The sequence below is a fragment of the Pseudomonas abyssi genome, assembly GCF_002307495.1.
GTDB classification, from domain to species: Bacteria; Pseudomonadota; Gammaproteobacteria; order Pseudomonadales; family Pseudomonadaceae; genus Halopseudomonas; species Halopseudomonas abyssi.
In genome coordinates this window covers 112,053-127,241 of the sequence record NZ_NTMR01000011.1, presented here as the reverse complement: position 1 = coordinate 127,241, position 15,189 = coordinate 112,053, and the positions used below count along the sequence as shown (strand labels likewise).

Below are 15,189 nucleotides of genomic sequence, written 5' to 3'. Positions count from 1 at the left end.
AACGGCCCCGCCACCAGCGGGGCCGTTCAATCTTCGCTTGGCGCGCGGGGCAATACCGCCAGGAAGTTGTCCAGCGCAACAGCGCGGGCAACATCCTCGCTCAAGGCATCCAGAAAGGGATCAAACCCGCTCATATACTTACCCAGGCTGTCGAAGCGACCGACTACGTCGGAGCCGAGCATAAAGCGGCTGGGAAAGTCTTCCACCAACCGCACCCACTCCGGGTCAGGCTCGCCCTCTGCATTCAGCAGATAAGGTTCGCGCATCGTCCAGGACATGTCGATATACAGGTTGGGGTAGGCCGTCAGCATGCGCCGCAGCGTGGGCAGCAAGAACTCCAGACGATCCTGATGGCGGTGAATCTCCATGCTGGTACCGGCATGGGCCCAGATGATCCGGACGCCTGGGTGATTACGCAGTGGCTCTTCAATTTCCTGCAGATACAGCGGATTTCGCTCGCGCCAGGAGGTAATGTTGCTGTGCACCATCACCGGCAGATCAAACTCCTCGGCCAGATCATATACCCGGTTCATCGCTTCGCTATTGGCACGCGGCGCCTCGCCGTGGATCAGCGCGGTCAAGGTGTCATGGCGCGTAAAGACCTCCCCCAGCCCCTGCCACACGCCCGGATACAACTCCAGCATACGGCGTATGTGCGCATCGGCATTCTTGTCGTTTGGGTTGAAGCCGGAAAGAAAAGGATGGAACCGGTGGCGCTGATCAGCCGGCACCTGCTCCAGCGCCTTGGCAATCAGCAGATCAGTGGCGCTGAACCAGTAGGCACTGCCGTCATCACCGGCATAGTAACGCGGCCGCTTGGGCTCGTTCTCATGCCATTGCTTGGCCACCGGAATACCGGACAACATCACATGCTCGACGTTGGCCTCATCCATGGCCTCGATCAGGCTGTCCAGCCCGGCACTCTCCTGGAAGAAATCAACAAAATGCAGATGGGCGTCACTGTAGCTGTACTCGCGCGCAGACAGCGACGTCGAGAACAGCAAACCGGCGCAAACAGCGCCGGTCAAGAAACTGCGAATAAAGGGCACGGGGCGACTCCTGTCGTGGGCTCCGAAAGCTCAGACTGTCGCCTGGACCGGGAGTTCAGGAGGGGTCAGCCGCCTCGGTTTCCTTGCGCCGCTTGAAGCGGTTGCCCATGCGCACACCCACATCCATCAGGAACTGCATATACCCTTCCTGATCCTTGATCACATCCTGCCAGAACGGCGAGTGGTACATGGCCATAGCGCCGTGCACCAGCGCCCAGGCGGCACAATAGTGAAAGTACGCCGGAACATCTTCGAGCTTGCCGTCATCAATACGCGACTGAATCATGCCGGTTACATGATTGAAGTTGGAGGTGCGGATCTGATGCAGCTCTTCGACCATAGACGGCAGCTGGTTGGACTTGACCACCTTCTCTTCCAACCGGTCGAACAGGCGATAGCGCTCCGGATCGCTCATGCGAAACTCGAAGTAGTCCCGCGGCAAGGCAGCGTTATCACGCTCGATCGCTTCGGAATGCATCATTTCGGCAAGGTCGCGCTCGTAATCAAGCATCAAGCGCAGATAAATCTCGGCCTTGGACTTGAAGTGCTTGTAGATGGTGCCTTTGCCAATCCCGACTTCATCGGCGATCATCTCCACCGTGACGCTGTCCTCGCCCTGCTCAAGGAAAAGGCGCAGGGCACTATCCAGAATTTCCTGTTCGCGACGACGAAATTCGCGGACTTTTCGTGACTCTTTCTGCATTAAGCTACCCGGATTCAATTTGGCAAAGTGCATCATTATGCCAAAGTGATGACCCTGTGCCCATATTTGCTTACAAGCTGACTATCCAGTTCAACTGTGTCTAAATAGGCTTTGCAAGGCCATTTGGCGGACCTGGGGAGCCCTTTGGTACCAGGAGTCCGGACATTGGCAGAAATGACACCGGGAGCCTCGTATGATTGATGACCACCGCTGGCAAGCGGAATTTCCGCAGGCAAACGGCCTCTGCTATCTCAACCACGCGGCTGTCGCGCCCTGGCCCAAACGCGCTGCCGAGGCCGTCAGCGCCTTCGCCAGCGAGAACCTGCAACAGGGCGCGCAGGATTACCCTCGCTGGAGCCGCGGCGAACGCCAGCTGCGCGATCAGCTGCGCACCCTGCTGAATGCACCGCACAGTGACGATATTGCCCTGGTCAAGAATACCTCCGAGGCACTTTCATTCGTTGCCCAAGGCGTGGACTGGCAGCCCGGCGACCAGGTCATCATCAGCAATCAGGAATTCCCGTCCAACCGCCTGCCCTGGGAAGCCCTTGCCGGTCGGGGAGTAGAGGTCATTGCCGTTGACCTGGGAAGCGAGCCCGAGCAGGCGCTGATCGACGCCATGGGGCCTCGCACCCGGCTACTGAGCATCAGCTCGGTACAGTACGGCACCGGCCTGCGGCTGGATCTGCAACAGTTGGGCACCGCCTGCCGCGCGCGCGGCGTGCTGTTCTGCGTCGATGCCATCCAGACCCTCGGCGCGCAGCCATTTGACGTTCAGCAGATCGATTGCGATTTCGCTATGGCCGACGGGCACAAGTGGCTACTGGCGCCGGAGGGGCTGGGCGTGTTCTTCTGCCATGCCAGAGTCCGCGACCAGTTGCAGCTAACCCAGCACGGCTGGCATATGGTCGAGGCCATCGGCGACTACGACCGCAGCGACTGGCACCCTGCCCGCTCAGCCCGCCGGTTCGAGGCTGGCAGTCCGAATACCCTGGCCCAGCAGGCCATGTCGGCCAGCCTGTCGCTGTTGCTCGAAGCCGACATGCCGTGGGTTGCCGCACAGCTGGACGCGCGTATCTGCTTGCTGGCTGAGCGCCTGCAAGCCTTGCCTGGAGTCCAGGTACTGAGCGACATGCGCCCTGGGCGCCGCTCGGGCATCATCACCTTTTCAGTAGCCGGCCAAGACCACAAGGCACTGCACAAGGCATTGATGGATCGGGGGGTTGTCTGTGCGCTGCGCGGTGGCGGCATTCGCTGGTCGCCGCACTTCTACACACCGCAGTCGACACTGGAAAGCGCACTGGCACGACTGGCCGAATTGATCAACCAAACAAGCAATAACAACCCTTCACGATAAGCTGGGTCGAGCGTATTCCAAATCAGTTTATAAAAGCGGCAAAGCGCGGTGGAAAGCCGGACAATTTCGACAATACTGAAGCTATCAGGAATGACATACCCCCCAAGTGTCATTCCTGAACGGGCGGGCTCTGTCCTGCCTCTGTATCACTCCTAATGGTCTTGGCCCGAATTCATCCCCCAGAATTCGGGTTTTTTTTGTGCTGTCGAAAGGATAGGTGAACGCGACGAGCATGGACCCGGTTGTGATCAACCAGCAGCCAGCGGAAACAGTCGATGAAAGTTATCCGTGGTCTGCTGCTGCAACTGCTCCAGGGGTTCGCCGCGCAGCTCGGCGAGAAACGCCGCCACCTCGCAAACGTACTGCGGCTCATTGGGCTTGCCACGATGCGGTACAGGGGCGAGATAAGGTGAGTCGGTTTCGACCAGCAGGCGGTCAGCCGGCACCTGCCGGGCGACCTCACGCAGCGCGTCGGCATTGCGGAAGGTAACGATACCCGAGAGCGAGATGTAGTAGCCCATATCCAGCGCAGCACGAGCCATGGGCCAGTCTTCGGTAAAGCAATGCAACACACCGGCATTGGCCAGATCGGCTTCGCGCAGCATGTCCAGGGTGTCCTGACGGGCAGCGCGGGTGTGGATCACCACGGGCTTGCCGGTTTCCCGAGCCGCCTGCAGATGAATGGCAAAAGACGCCTTCTGCTGTTCAGCCAGCTCCGACTCATAGTGATAATCCAGCCCGGTCTCACCGATGGCCACGGTACGCGGGTGCGTTAACTGGTCCAGCAGCCAGGCCAGGTCTGTTGCTCGTCCATCCTTCAGGTCGAGCGGATGCACGCCGACGCTGCAGAAGACATCGGCGTGTGCATCAGCCAGTTGCTGAACGGTGGCGGCATTGTTGGCGTCCACGCCAATGCACAGAAACTTGCCGACGCCGCGCGTACGGGCAGCATCCAGCAGGGCATCAAGGGAACCGTCGTAGGGAGTCAGATCAAGGCGATCAAGATGGCAGTGCGAGTCAATCAGCATAACAACTACATGGTGTGGGTCGGGCGGTCCGACTGCAGCGCGCCGGCCAGATAGGTTTCGATCTTGCTGCGGGCGGTATTGTCCTGGTCACTGAACTGCACGCCGATGCCCGCAGCGCGGTTACCTTGAGCGCCCTTGGGGGTCACCCAGATGACCTTGCCGGCAACCGGAATCTTCTCTGGCTCTTCCATCAGGTTAAGCAACATGAAGACTTCATCACCCAGGCGGTAGCTTTTGTTGGTCGGGATGAACAACCCACCGTGCTTGACGAACGGCATGTACGCCGCGTACAGCACAGACTTGTCCTTGATGGTCAGCGACAGAATGCCGTTACGCGGACCCGGAGCAGCAGGGGTGGTCATCTGTTATTCCTTTTTGGTATCAGGCAATGGCTGGAAGGTTAACGCCTTTCAGCCAGCGTTTTCCACTCTGCGAGCAGCTTTTCCAGAAACAGTTGGCGATTAAGGTTCGCTTTGTTATCGAATTGGCGGCGATGTGCCAGCAACCACTCTTGCCAGTGTAGCAGCGCCAGCGGCTGCACACGTTGCGCCATGTAACCCAGCACCTTGTCCATGTCCGCGTTGCTGGCCGTTTCCTGGGCCCGCTGCTGCAGCTTGAGCAAATCCAGCGTCCAGTCGGCAAACCAGTCAAGCAACAGCTCTACCGGCACCGCGTTCCACTGCTCGCACAGGCGCGGCGCCGATATCTGCCCCTTAAGCAGCGCCTTGACGCCCTCAACAACCTTGTCACGCAGGGCCAAGGCGTCCATCTGCTGCAGCGCCAGCGCACGCAAAGGTGCCCCACCCGCCATCTGCAGCAGCAAGCCTTGCTGCTCGGCAGTGCTGTCAGGCAACTCAGCGGCGAGCCAGGACAACGCCTGCTGCTGACCCGGAGCGCCCAGTGGCTGCACCCGGCAACGGCTGCGAATGGTCGGCAGCAGGCGGCTGGGCTGATCACTGATCAATAGCAGATAAGTATCAGCCGTTGGTTCTTCCAAGGATTTGAGCAATGCGTTGGCAGCATTCTGGTTCATTGCCTCGGCCGGTTGCAGCAACACCACCTTGCGGCCTCCCTGCTGGGCAGTCTGGGCAATAAAGTCGACCAACTGGCGAATGGCATCAACGCGAATCGCCTTGCCCTGCTCTTCGGGCGCGATGCTAAGCAGATCGGGATGGCTGCCGGCCTGACGTAACAGACAGCTCCGGCACTGCTGACAGGCGTGGCCGCCAGTTGGCTGCTCGCACATCAGCCAGGCCGCGAACGCGGAAGCAAAAGCGCGCTTGCCTGCACCCGACGGCCCGGTAAACAGATAGGCGTGAGCAAAGTGCTGCTGCCCCACCAGCGCCTGCCAGTGCCCCTGGTGCCAGGGCATCGCGGTGGTCACATCAGCCACGCCAACGCTCCAGAACCTGGTCGATGAACGGCTGCAGACGCTGCTGGACCTGATCCAGATCAGCGCTGGCATCGACGATCACATAGCGCTCGGGCGCCAGCTCCGCCCGACTCAAATAGCTACTGCGCACCGCCTCGAAGAACGACTGCTGCTCACTTTCGAAGCGGTCCAGCGCACTGCGTGCGCGCGCTCTGGTCATACCGACCTCGACCGGTACGTCCAGCACCAGGGTCAGGTCGGGTCGCAGGTCACCCTGGGTCCAATGCTCCAGTGCGGCGATGCGCGTCAGGTCAATACCCCGGCCACCGCCCTGATAGGCATAGGTGGCGTCGGTAAAGCGGTCGCTGATGACCACTCGACCAGTCGCCAGGGCCGGCCGAATGACCCGATTCAGATGCTGCGCGCGAGCGGCGAACACCAGTAGCAGCTCGGCATCATCGTCCATCGGCTCTTCATGGTGCGCCAGCAACAGCCCGCGTATTTGTTCGGCGATAGGCGTGCCGCCTGGCTCGCGGGTCAGCAACGGCTCACAGCCCGCCGCGCGCAGCGCAGCGGCAATATAAGCGAGGTTGGTCGACTTGCCGGCGCCTTCAGGGCCTTCCAGGGTGACAAAGACGCCAGTCATGGCGCTGCCTCCGGTGCCGGGCTGGAGCGGTAGTCGCTGCGCCGCTGCAGCTGATAGGCACGCACCGCCCGATTGTGTTCGCTCAGCGAATTGGAGAACACATGGGAGCCATCGCCCTTGGCGACAAAATAGAGGCTCTTTCCGGGCTCCGGCTTGACCGCAGCTTCCAGCGCCTCGCGTCCGGGCATGGCAATCGGCGTTGGCGGCAGCCCGTCAATGACGTAGGTGTTATAGGGCGTGGCCTGCTGCAGATGACGGCGACGGATATTGCCCTGATAGTCAGCCCCCATACCGTAGATCACCGTGGGGTCGGTCTGCAGACGCATACCTATCTGCAGACGACGAGTAAAGACGCCTGCAATCTGGCCACGCTCAGAGGGCACGCCGGTTTCCTTTTCAACAATGGAGGCCAGAATCAGCGCCTCGTAGGGGGACTTGATCGGCAGGTTGTCGGCGCGCGTATCCCAGACCTCGGCAAGCACCGAGGCCATGCGCTCATGGGCACGACGCAGAATATCCTGATCGCTCATACCCAGGGTGTACTGATAGGTGTCGGGGAAAAAGCGACCTTCCGGATGCTCACCCTCAAAACCCAGGGACGCCATCACCTCGGCATCGCTCAGATCAGCATCAAGGCTCTGCTTCAGCTTGTCGGCAGCACGCAGTGCGGCACGCACCTGATGGAAATTCCAGCCTTCGACCAGCGTCACCGAGCGCTGCAACACCTCGCCCCGCTCCATCATGTGCAGCAACTCTGCCGCAGTCATTTCCGGCTGCAACTGGTACTCACCAACGTGCAGCACCGCGCCTTCCATCTGCCACTGCCAATAGCGCCGCAACCAGGCGGCATCATGCAGCACACCCTGCTGCTGAAGTTCGCTGAACACCCGCGCCGGGCTGCTGCCCGGCTGAACCACCAGCGTTTCGGGATCGCTCAGCTGCAGCGGCTGATGCAGCGCTCGCTGCAGGGTGACAAACCCCCAGACACCACCACACAGCGCTGTAACCACGCCCAGAAACAGCGCTACGACTAAAAATTTGCCAATACTTTTCACTGATAAACCTGTTCTGCCAGGGTTTGCAGGAGGCGGGTCTGTGGCCCTACCGGCCAGCTCCGCTCGCCCAGCCGCACCACCGGCCAGACTCCAATCAGGCTGTTGCAGCAGCAGACTTCCTGCGCACTGTACAGCATATCCATATCCATAACCCGCTCTTCAGCCGGCACGCCCTGCGCCGTCAGCGTATCGAGCAGATAGTCACGCATGACACCGCGCACACCGCAATGGTCCAACGACGGCGTAATCCAGCCGCCATCGCGCCAGACCAGCAGATTGCTCATGGTGCACTCGACCGGCCGTCCCTGCTGGTCACAGACCAGCCCTTCGGCAAACTCCGTGCTCTGCCACTCGCCGCGCGCCAATACCTGGTCCAGCCGATTGAGGTGTTTGAGCCCCGCCAGCAACGGCTGCTCGGACAATCGGGTGCGGCAGGGAAAGAGTGCGATACCATCGCGACGACGGGGATCGGTAGCCGCTAGCGGCGCAGCGGAGAGAATGCGACTGGGCGTCGACTGCGCTGGCGGTGCGTAACCGCGCGGGCCGGAACCACGTGTCAGTGTCAGCTTCAACACGCCCTCACCCAGCCTTGCGGCCGCAGCCACCAGTTCTGCCTCGATCAACGCCAGATCAACAGACAGCGACAAGGCCGCGCAGCCACGTTGCAGACGCTGCAGGTGACGCGTCAACAACGGCATGCGCCCGCCAACCACCCGCAACGTCTCGAACAGGCCGTCACCGTAGGCCAGCCCCCGGTCACTCAGGGGCAAGCTGTCAGCCAGCTCGCCATTGACCTGGGTCCAGCCCGCTACTTTGCCGACCCCCGTCATTCGCAGCGACGGAATACCAGGCTGCCGTTGGTGCCACCAAAACCGAAGGAGTTGGACAGCACCACATTCAGCTCGCGCTGCTGCGCCTGATGCGGAACATAGTTCAGATCGCAATCCTCGTCGGGGTTGTCCAGGTTGATGGTCGGCGGAGCAACCTGATCACGCAGCGCCAGCACACTGAACACGGCCTCGACGGCGCCGGCAGCACCGAGCAGATGACCGGTCATGGACTTGGTCGAACTGATCGCCAGTTCGCTGGCATGGGCACCGAATACGCTCTTGACTGCACGCGTCTCGGCAACATCGCCGGCGGGAGTCGACGTCCCGTGGGCGTTGATGTAATCCACCTCGTCCGGATTCAGGCCAGCGTCCTTGAGAGCGTTGTCCATACACTTGGCGCCGCCACGACCGTCTTCCGGTGGTGCGGTCATGTGATAGGCATCGCCGCTCATGCCGAAGCCGACCAGCTCGGCGTAAATGGTCGCACCGCGCGCCTTGGCGTGCTCATACTCTTCCAGCAGCATGGCGCCGGCACCGTCGGACAGGACAAAGCCATCGCGGTCACGATCCCAGGGGCGACTGGCACCCTGCGGGTCATCATTGCGGGTGGACATGGCACGCGCCGCGCTGAAGCCGCCCAGACCCAGGCCGGTGGTGGCCATTTCAGAACCGCCAGCGACCATCATGTCGGCTTCGCCGTAGGCGATATTGCGCGCAGCCATGCCGATGCTGTGCGTACCCGTAGTGCATGCCGTGGTCAGTGCATAGTTGGGTCCCTGCAAACCATACTGGATGGAGAGGTAACCCGCGACCATGTTGATGATCGACCCTGGCACAAAGAAAGGCGAAATCCGGCGCGGGCCGCTGCTCAGCAACTGCTCGTGGTTCTTCTCGATATTGGTCAAACCGCCAATACCCGAGCCCATCACCACGCCGATGCGATCACGGTTCTGGTCGGAGATTTCCAGACCGGAATCCTTGATGGCCTGGATACAGGCCGCCAGACCGTACTGAATGAACAGATCCAGCTTACGCGCTTCCTTGGCCGCCATGTACAGCTCAACCTCGAAGTCGCGTACTGAGCCGCCAATACGGGTAGAAAAGGCACTGACATCCATATGCTCGATCGGGCCGATACCACTCTTGCCCGCCAGCGCGGCCTGCCAACTGCTTTCGACCGTATTACCCAGGGGAGACAACATTCCCAGACCAGTTACTACCACGCGTCTGCGCGACACGGCACACTCCTTATTAAACGCTTGAACATCACGACAGCCGGCACCGGCCGCGAAACTGCCCTATTGTCGACGCAAACGACGACAGCGGCAAGACAGGCCGGCGCCCATCAACAAGCCGGCCGGCTCTGCTGCGCCCGGCCAAAACACGCAGACACAAAAAAGCCGCAGGTCCGTGAGGCACTGCGGCTTTTTATGTCAGCAAGCGACGTGATTACTTCTGGTGAGCATTCACGTAGTCGATGGCTTCCTGAACGGTGGTGATCTTCTCGGCTTCTTCATCCGGAATCTCGGTCTCGAATTCTTCTTCGAGAGCCATCACCAGCTCAACGGTGTCCAGGGAGTCAGCGCCAAGATCTTCAACGAAAGAAGCGCTGTTGGTGACTTCTTCTTCTTTGACACCGAGCTGCTCGGCAACGATTTTCTTGACGCGTTCTTCGATGGTACTCATACCTTGTTCTCACTCCTATTTGCAGTTCCGAGAAGCCGGACTGCGGGTAGTTTATAGAAACAATTCTCTTGGTTTCAAGCGTGAATCGTATCTGACGCAAATGAGGTCAAAGCCTGCGGCTTCCACCTATTGAAACTCGTCACCGCCGACAGCTGTGCCACCGGCGGCAGCCAGTTACATATACATGCCACCGTTGACCGGCAGTGTAGCACCGGTAATGTAGCCCGCACTTTCGCTCGCCAGGAAAGCAACTGCTGCTGCGATTTCCTCAGCCTGCCCCAGGCGCGCCAGTGGAATCTGCTCCAGCATGACCGAACGCTGGCTGTCATTAAGCGCACGCGTCATGTCGGTGTCAATAAAGCCAGGCGCAACCGCGTTCACAGTAATGGCGCGGGATCCGACTTCACGGGCCAGTGCACGGGTAAAACCTTCCATACCCGCCTTGGCTGCCGCGTAGTTGGACTGACCGGCATTACCCATGCCACCGACTACCGAACTGATGTTGATGATACGCCCCCAGCGGCCCTTGGTCATGCCCCGCAGGACAGCCTTGGACAAACGGTAGACCGAGCTCAGGTTGGTGCCGATGACGTCATCCCACTCATCATCTTTCATGCGCATCAACAGGTTATCGGCAGTAATACCCGCGTTGTTGACCAGGATCGCCGGCGCACCGTAGCTCTCCGTGATCGCAGCCAGCACGGCTGCAATCGACTCAGGGTCACGTACATCCAGCTTCATGCCGGTGCCCTTGTAGCCTGCAGCCGCCAGCTTTTCGCCAATTGCCTGGGCGCCCTGATCACTGGTTGCTGTCCCTACAACGACGGCACCCTGCGCTGCCAGCGCGTGAGCAATCGCCTGCCCAATGCCTCTGCTCGCGCCGGTGACCAGCGCTACCTTTCCTTCCAGACTCATGTCCTGCTCCTCAAGCAAACCGTGCGCGACAGGCCTCAAAACCCGCAGCACTTTCCAGGCTGTGATTGTTGACGCCTTTGGCGCAACGCTTGTTCAGCCCACCGAGCACCTTGCCCGGACCGCATTCGACCAGATCAGTCACACCCTGATCAGCCATATATACCACCGATTCAACCCAGCGCACCGGGCTGTAGAGCTGCTCAACCAGCAGTTGACGCAGCGCCGCCTGATCGGCCGCCGGACGCGCCGTCACGTTCTGCACCAGGGTAATTTCAGGTGCCTGCCAGGTCAGCGCAGCAAAGTCGTCCGCCAACTGCTCGGCGGCTGGCTGCATCAGTGCGCAGTGCGAGGGCACACTGACCGGCAGTGGCAGCGCGCGCTTGGCACCAGCGGCCTTGCAACCTTCAATGGCACGCTCAACCGCCGCCACCTGGCCGGCAATAACGACCTGCCCCGGCGCATTAAAGTTCACCGCGCTAACCACCTCACCCTGAGAGGCTGCAGCGCAGAGATCAATGATCTGCTGATCTTCCAGGCCCAGAATCGCCGCCATGCTGCCCTGCCCTTCGGGGACGGCCTGCTGCATCAGCTGGCCACGACGCTCAACCAGGCGAACAGCCTCGGCAAACGGCAGTACACCGGCGGCAACCAGCGCCGAATACTCACCCAGGCTGTGGCCCGCAACAAAGTCAGGGCGTGCAGCAGACTGCTCACACCATAGGCGCCAGAGCGCTACCGATGCACTCAGGATAGCCGGCTGCGTGCGGTCAGTGCGATTCAAATCAGCTTCGGGACCATTCTGGCTCAGCGCCCACAGATCATAGCCCAATGCATCAGAGGCTTCGGCAAAGGTATCCTTGATGACGGCGTGCTGTTCAGCCAGCTCACCAAGCATGCCAACCGACTGCGACCCCTGACCGGGAAAAACAAAGCCGAGGGAATACGTCATATCATCATCCTGTTATCAAAAGATTGCAGAGCTAAGGGGCTGGACCACGCTGCGTTTTTTTGTCGCCTGACGGGCGATCTTGCAGACTGCAACAAGCAGGTGCACAAAACAGCAACAGACCCCAACTGTTTTTTTGGATGCGCCGCTCCCGACCAAGGTCACAGCCCAGCCCGATATTCCTGCACACACCCGGCAATGCGCTCCGGCAGCCGCACCTCGCAGGCGCGCATGGTGTGTCCAATGGCCGCCACCATGGCCGCCTCGTCTGCCGCGCCATGGCTCTTCATCACAACACCGCGCAACCCGAGCAAGCTGGCCCCGTTGTAGCGCGCCGGATCGTGGCGCTCGCGCACGGCACGCGTCGCATGCAATACCAGCGGTGCCAGCCAGCGTAGCAGACGACTACCCGCCACTGCCGCGCGCAACTCGGCCTGCAGATAGCCAGCCAGACCCTCGCTGGCCTTCAGCAGCACATTACCGACAAAACCGTCACACACCACCACATCAGCCTCACCCCGAAACAGCCCGTCACCCTCTATGTGCCCGATGTAATTCAGCTGGGCACAGGACGCCAGCAAGGCGGCAGCATCACGCACCTGACGGTTGCCCTTGTGGGTTTCACTGCCGATATTGAGCAAGGCCACCCGCGGCGCCGGATTACCGCTCAACTGCGCAGCGGCAGCCGAGCCCATAAGCGCAAACTCGAATAGTTGCTCGGCCGGACAGTCGACATTAGCGCCCAGATCCAGTACGTGGCAGAGCTTACCGGACACCGGCAGGGCCGCCATGATTGCCGGCCGCCGCACACCATCGAGTGTACCCAGCACCGAGCGCGCCAGTACCATCAGCGCCCCGGTATTACCGGCGCTCAGACAGCCGTCCACCTCGGCATCGCGCACCAGCTGCAAGGCGACACGCATGGACGCATCACGCTTGCCACGCAGTACGCTGGCAGGCGGATCATCAGCAAGAATCTGTTCACGGGCAGGCCGCAAGACAATCCGCCCGGAGGCGAGATCGGCAGGTGTCAGCAACGGTTCAACGCAATCAGCAGCGCCAACCAGAGTGATATGCAGGGAGGGATACAGAGAGAGGCTGCGCCGGGCAGCGGAGACAATGCAGCGGGGACCGCGGTCCCCGCCCATCACATCAATCGCTATGCGGATTGACGCGGACAAAACTTATTCGTCGTTGTCCTTGTTCACTACCTGACGACCACGGTAGAAACCGTCAGGAGAAACGTGGTGACGAAGATGAGTTTCACCAGTGGTCTTGTCGACAGACAAGGCAGCGGAGGACAGCGCATCGTGGGAACGACGCATGCCGCGTGCGGAACGGGACTTTTTGTTCTGCTGAACAGCCATGACTAATAAGCTCCTAAGCTCAGGTATCGCGTTTTAAATTGGCCAGCACGCTGAAAGGATTAGGCTTCTCAGACTTTTCCTCCAGCTCCGCCGTCTCAGGGCGATACCCTGGCGGATGCTGACATGTTTGTGGCGGATGCATCGGCACTGCTGGCAGCGCCAACAGCAGCTCGTCTTCGATCAGCGCAAACAGATCGAGAGGCTCCTCACCCACAAAAACCGGTTCATACCGACGCGGCAGCTGCTTGGCGGCCTCGTCGCTTTTTACAAACCCCACATCACATTCACTGTCAATCGGCACCACGACCTGCTCCAGGCAACGCTGACACACCAGCGGTGCATCTACCTGATAACGGCCATGCATGGTGGCGATACCCTGTTCGTCGCGAGAGAAGTACAGTTCGACCTGTACATCGCCCGTCGGTGCATCCAGCAGCGCAGCCAAACGCCCAAGGCTGGACGTCTTCACCACGCCTTTCAGCGTGATTCTGCGGTCTACCAGCCGGAGCGGCTCGATGTGCGGGGGTATGGTTCCAGACATAAGCGCGCAATTCTAGGGGCACATGCCCCGCCTGTCAAAACTATTTAGACTCGATCGTCGTGCCGTTCGGCGGCTCGCAAACCGCCCACAGATGCCGCCACCATGAGCGCCCAACCCACCGGAGAGTCACCATGCTGCCACTTGTCCTCGCCTCGAGCTCAGTCTACCGCAGAGCCCTGCTCGAACGCCTGCAACTCCCCTTCGAGTGCGCAGCGCCGGACATTGACGAGACAGCACACCCCTTCGAATGCGTAGCCAGCCTGACCGAGCGCCTGGCCCGCAGCAAGGCACAAGCCCTGGCCGAGCGTTACCCCGCCCATCTGATCATAGGCTCCGACCAGGTTGTCCTGCTGGACGGAGAGCCCGTCAGCAAGCCACTCGACCACGCCGGCGCAGTTGATCAGCTCAACCGCAGCAGCGGATGCACCCTGACCTTTTCTACTGCACTGTATCTCTACAACAGCGCCAGCAAACAAGGCCAGGGCACCGTCGAGCCCTACCATGTCACCTTTCGCTCACTGACCGGCGACGAAATCGAACGCTACCTGCGCAGTGAGCAGCCCTACGACTGCGCCGGCAGCTTCAAGTCCGAAGGCCTGGGCATCACCCTGATCGAACGCATGCAGGGCGACGACCCCAACAGCCTGATCGGCCTGCCGCTTATCCGCCTGCGCGCCATGCTGGCAAAAGAAGGCGTTCAGCTCCCCTGATCAGCGCAGCTGCGGACCACCCAGACCGGCACGGGTAGCCAATTCAGCCCCCATACTGGCGCCCAGCTGACGAGTGAAACGCTGCAGCGGCGACTCCTGACGGGTAAAGTCCACCAACTCCTCTGCACCAATCACGTCACGCGCAACCGCAGAGGTGCTGGACAACCCGTCAATCAGGCCAAGCTCCAGCGCCTGCTCACCCGACCACACCAGACCACTGAACAGATCCGGATTTTCCTTCAGGCGATCACCACGCCCCGCCTTCACGCTATCAATGAATTGCTGATGGGTGGTATTGAGCACCTGCTGCCAGAACGCCTTCTCCTCCGGCTTCTCTGGCTGGAAAGGATCAAGAAACGCTTTATGCTCGCCGGCCGTGTAAGTGCGGCGTTCCACCCCCAGCTTCTCCATAGTATCGACAAAGCCGAAGCTGGCAGCCGTTACACCAATCGAGCCAACCAGACTGGCCTTGTCCGCGTAAATTTCATCCGCCGCCGACGCAATGTAATAAGCACCGGATGCACCAAGATCGGTAATCACCGCATACAACTTGATATCCGGATGCAGCGCACGCAGACGCTTGATCTCATCGTAGACGTAGCCGGACTGTACCGGACTGCCGCCCGGGCTGTTGATACGCAGCACCACACCCTTGGTATTTTCATCCTCAAACGCCTCACGCAGCGCCCCTACCAGGTTGTCGGCGCTGGCTTCCTCCTGATCAGCAATGACACCACGCACCTCGATCACTGCCGTATGCGGCCCGACACTGGTTGCCGCACCCATCTTGCCAAACGGCGAGATGAGCAAGAGCGCAACAAACAGATATACAAAGGTCAGCGTCTTGAAAAAAATCCCCCAGCGACGCGAGCGACGCTGCTCCTGCAACGAAGCGGTCAGCGTATTTTCAAGCAGCTTCCAGGCCTTGGCATCTTCCTTGGCCTCACGGCGTTGCTCACCCGATACCATATTGCCTTCCGTCCA

The 15,189-nt window shown here is 60.5% G+C and carries 18 protein-coding genes; 2 read left to right on the top strand and 16 right to left on the bottom strand.

Features of this window, described 5'->3' with window-relative positions; genetic code table 11:
- Positions 1 to 26 precede the first annotated feature (26 nt).
- Together CNQ84_RS09725 and CNQ84_RS09720 are read right to left on the bottom strand one after the other, a co-directional pair.
- The gene (locus tag CNQ84_RS09725) at positions 27 to 1,040 is read right to left on the bottom strand and encodes an amidohydrolase family protein (protein WP_245841322.1); all 1,014 of its coding nucleotides are present in this window, start codon (positions 1,038 to 1,040) and stop codon (positions 27 to 29) included.
- Positions 1,041 to 1,104: 64 nt separating this feature from the next.
- Entirely contained in the window at positions 1,105 to 1,752 is a 648-nt protein-coding gene (locus tag CNQ84_RS09720) for a TetR/AcrR family transcriptional regulator (protein ID WP_096004679.1), read from the bottom strand.
- 193 nt (positions 1,753 to 1,945) lie between these two features.
- Here CNQ84_RS09720 and CNQ84_RS09715 point away from each other — a divergent pair, with 193 nt between their 5' ends.
- On the top strand, positions 1,946 to 3,109 hold the full coding sequence (locus tag CNQ84_RS09715; protein WP_096004678.1) for an aminotransferase class V-fold PLP-dependent enzyme: 1,164 nt from the start codon (positions 1,946 to 1,948) through the stop codon (positions 3,107 to 3,109).
- A 248-nt stretch (positions 3,110 to 3,357) separates the two neighbouring features.
- Here CNQ84_RS09715 and CNQ84_RS09710 read toward each other — a convergent pair whose 3' ends face one another.
- From CNQ84_RS09710 to CNQ84_RS09650, 13 genes are all read right to left on the bottom strand, one after another.
- The gene (locus CNQ84_RS09710) at positions 3,358 to 4,137 is read right to left on the bottom strand and encodes a TatD family hydrolase (RefSeq protein WP_096004677.1); all 780 of its coding nucleotides are present in this window, start codon (positions 4,135 to 4,137) and stop codon (positions 3,358 to 3,360) included.
- A gap of 5 nt (positions 4,138 to 4,142) precedes the next feature.
- On the bottom strand, positions 4,143 to 4,499 hold the full coding sequence (locus CNQ84_RS09705; RefSeq protein ID WP_096004676.1) for a PilZ domain-containing protein: 357 nt from the start codon (positions 4,497 to 4,499) through the stop codon (positions 4,143 to 4,145).
- 38 nt (positions 4,500 to 4,537) lie between these two features.
- Positions 4,538 to 5,521, bottom strand: coding sequence for a DNA polymerase III subunit delta' (locus tag CNQ84_RS09700; protein ID WP_425439962.1), 984 nt, complete (start codon positions 5,519 to 5,521; stop codon positions 4,538 to 4,540).
- 1 nt (position 5,522) lies between these two features.
- On the bottom strand, positions 5,523 to 6,155 hold the full coding sequence (gene tmk, locus CNQ84_RS09695; protein WP_096004675.1) for a dTMP kinase: 633 nt from the start codon (positions 6,153 to 6,155) through the stop codon (positions 5,523 to 5,525).
- Positions 6,152 to 7,201, bottom strand: coding sequence for an endolytic transglycosylase MltG (mltG, locus tag CNQ84_RS09690; protein WP_096004808.1), 1,050 nt, complete (start codon positions 7,199 to 7,201; stop codon positions 6,152 to 6,154). Before mltG ends, tmk begins: the two co-directional genes overlap by 4 nt.
- Positions 7,202 to 7,206: 5 nt before the next feature.
- On the bottom strand, positions 7,207 to 8,040 hold the full coding sequence (pabC, locus tag CNQ84_RS09685; RefSeq protein ID WP_096004674.1) for an aminodeoxychorismate lyase: 834 nt from the start codon (positions 8,038 to 8,040) through the stop codon (positions 7,207 to 7,209).
- Positions 8,037 to 9,278, bottom strand: a complete 1,242-nt coding sequence (fabF, locus tag CNQ84_RS09680) for a beta-ketoacyl-ACP synthase II (RefSeq protein ID WP_096004673.1) — start codon at positions 9,276 to 9,278, stop codon at positions 8,037 to 8,039. The genes pabC and fabF overlap by 4 nt, the downstream gene beginning before the upstream one ends.
- A gap of 211 nt (positions 9,279 to 9,489) precedes the next feature.
- Positions 9,490 to 9,726 (bottom strand): acyl carrier protein, encoded by a 237-nt coding sequence (gene acpP, locus CNQ84_RS09675; protein ID WP_088275384.1) that lies wholly within the window; start codon positions 9,724 to 9,726, stop codon positions 9,490 to 9,492.
- Positions 9,727 to 9,900: 174 nt separating this feature from the next.
- Positions 9,901 to 10,641 (bottom strand): 3-oxoacyl-ACP reductase FabG, encoded by a 741-nt coding sequence (gene fabG, locus CNQ84_RS09670; RefSeq protein ID WP_096004672.1) that lies wholly within the window; start codon positions 10,639 to 10,641, stop codon positions 9,901 to 9,903.
- A gap of 10 nt (positions 10,642 to 10,651) precedes the next feature.
- Positions 10,652 to 11,590 carry an ACP S-malonyltransferase gene (gene fabD / locus CNQ84_RS09665; RefSeq protein ID WP_096004671.1) on the bottom strand — a complete coding sequence of 313 codons (939 nt, stop codon included), beginning with the start codon at positions 11,588 to 11,590 and terminating at the stop codon, positions 10,652 to 10,654.
- A 158-nt stretch (positions 11,591 to 11,748) separates the two neighbouring features.
- Entirely contained in the window at positions 11,749 to 12,768 is a 1,020-nt protein-coding gene (plsX, locus tag CNQ84_RS09660; protein WP_133065887.1) for a phosphate acyltransferase PlsX, read from the bottom strand.
- A gap of 3 nt (positions 12,769 to 12,771) precedes the next feature.
- Complete coding sequence (gene rpmF, locus CNQ84_RS09655; protein WP_065335934.1) at positions 12,772 to 12,954, bottom strand: 50S ribosomal protein L32; 183 nt, start codon at positions 12,952 to 12,954, stop codon at positions 12,772 to 12,774.
- Between the two features lie 19 nt (positions 12,955 to 12,973).
- Entirely contained in the window at positions 12,974 to 13,495 is a 522-nt protein-coding gene (locus CNQ84_RS09650; protein WP_096004669.1) for a YceD family protein, read from the bottom strand.
- Between the two features lie 131 nt (positions 13,496 to 13,626).
- Between CNQ84_RS09650 and CNQ84_RS09645 the strand changes: the two genes are divergently transcribed.
- Positions 13,627 to 14,205 carry a Maf family protein gene (locus CNQ84_RS09645; protein ID WP_096004668.1) on the top strand — a complete coding sequence of 193 codons (579 nt, stop codon included), beginning with the start codon at positions 13,627 to 13,629 and terminating at the stop codon, positions 14,203 to 14,205.
- Here the strand turns inward: CNQ84_RS09645 and sppA are convergent, their stop codons facing one another.
- On the bottom strand, positions 14,206 to 15,174 hold the full coding sequence (gene sppA / locus CNQ84_RS09640) for a signal peptide peptidase SppA (protein ID WP_096004806.1): 969 nt from the start codon (positions 15,172 to 15,174) through the stop codon (positions 14,206 to 14,208). It lies immediately after the preceding gene.
- Positions 15,175 to 15,189: the final 15 nt, after the last annotated feature.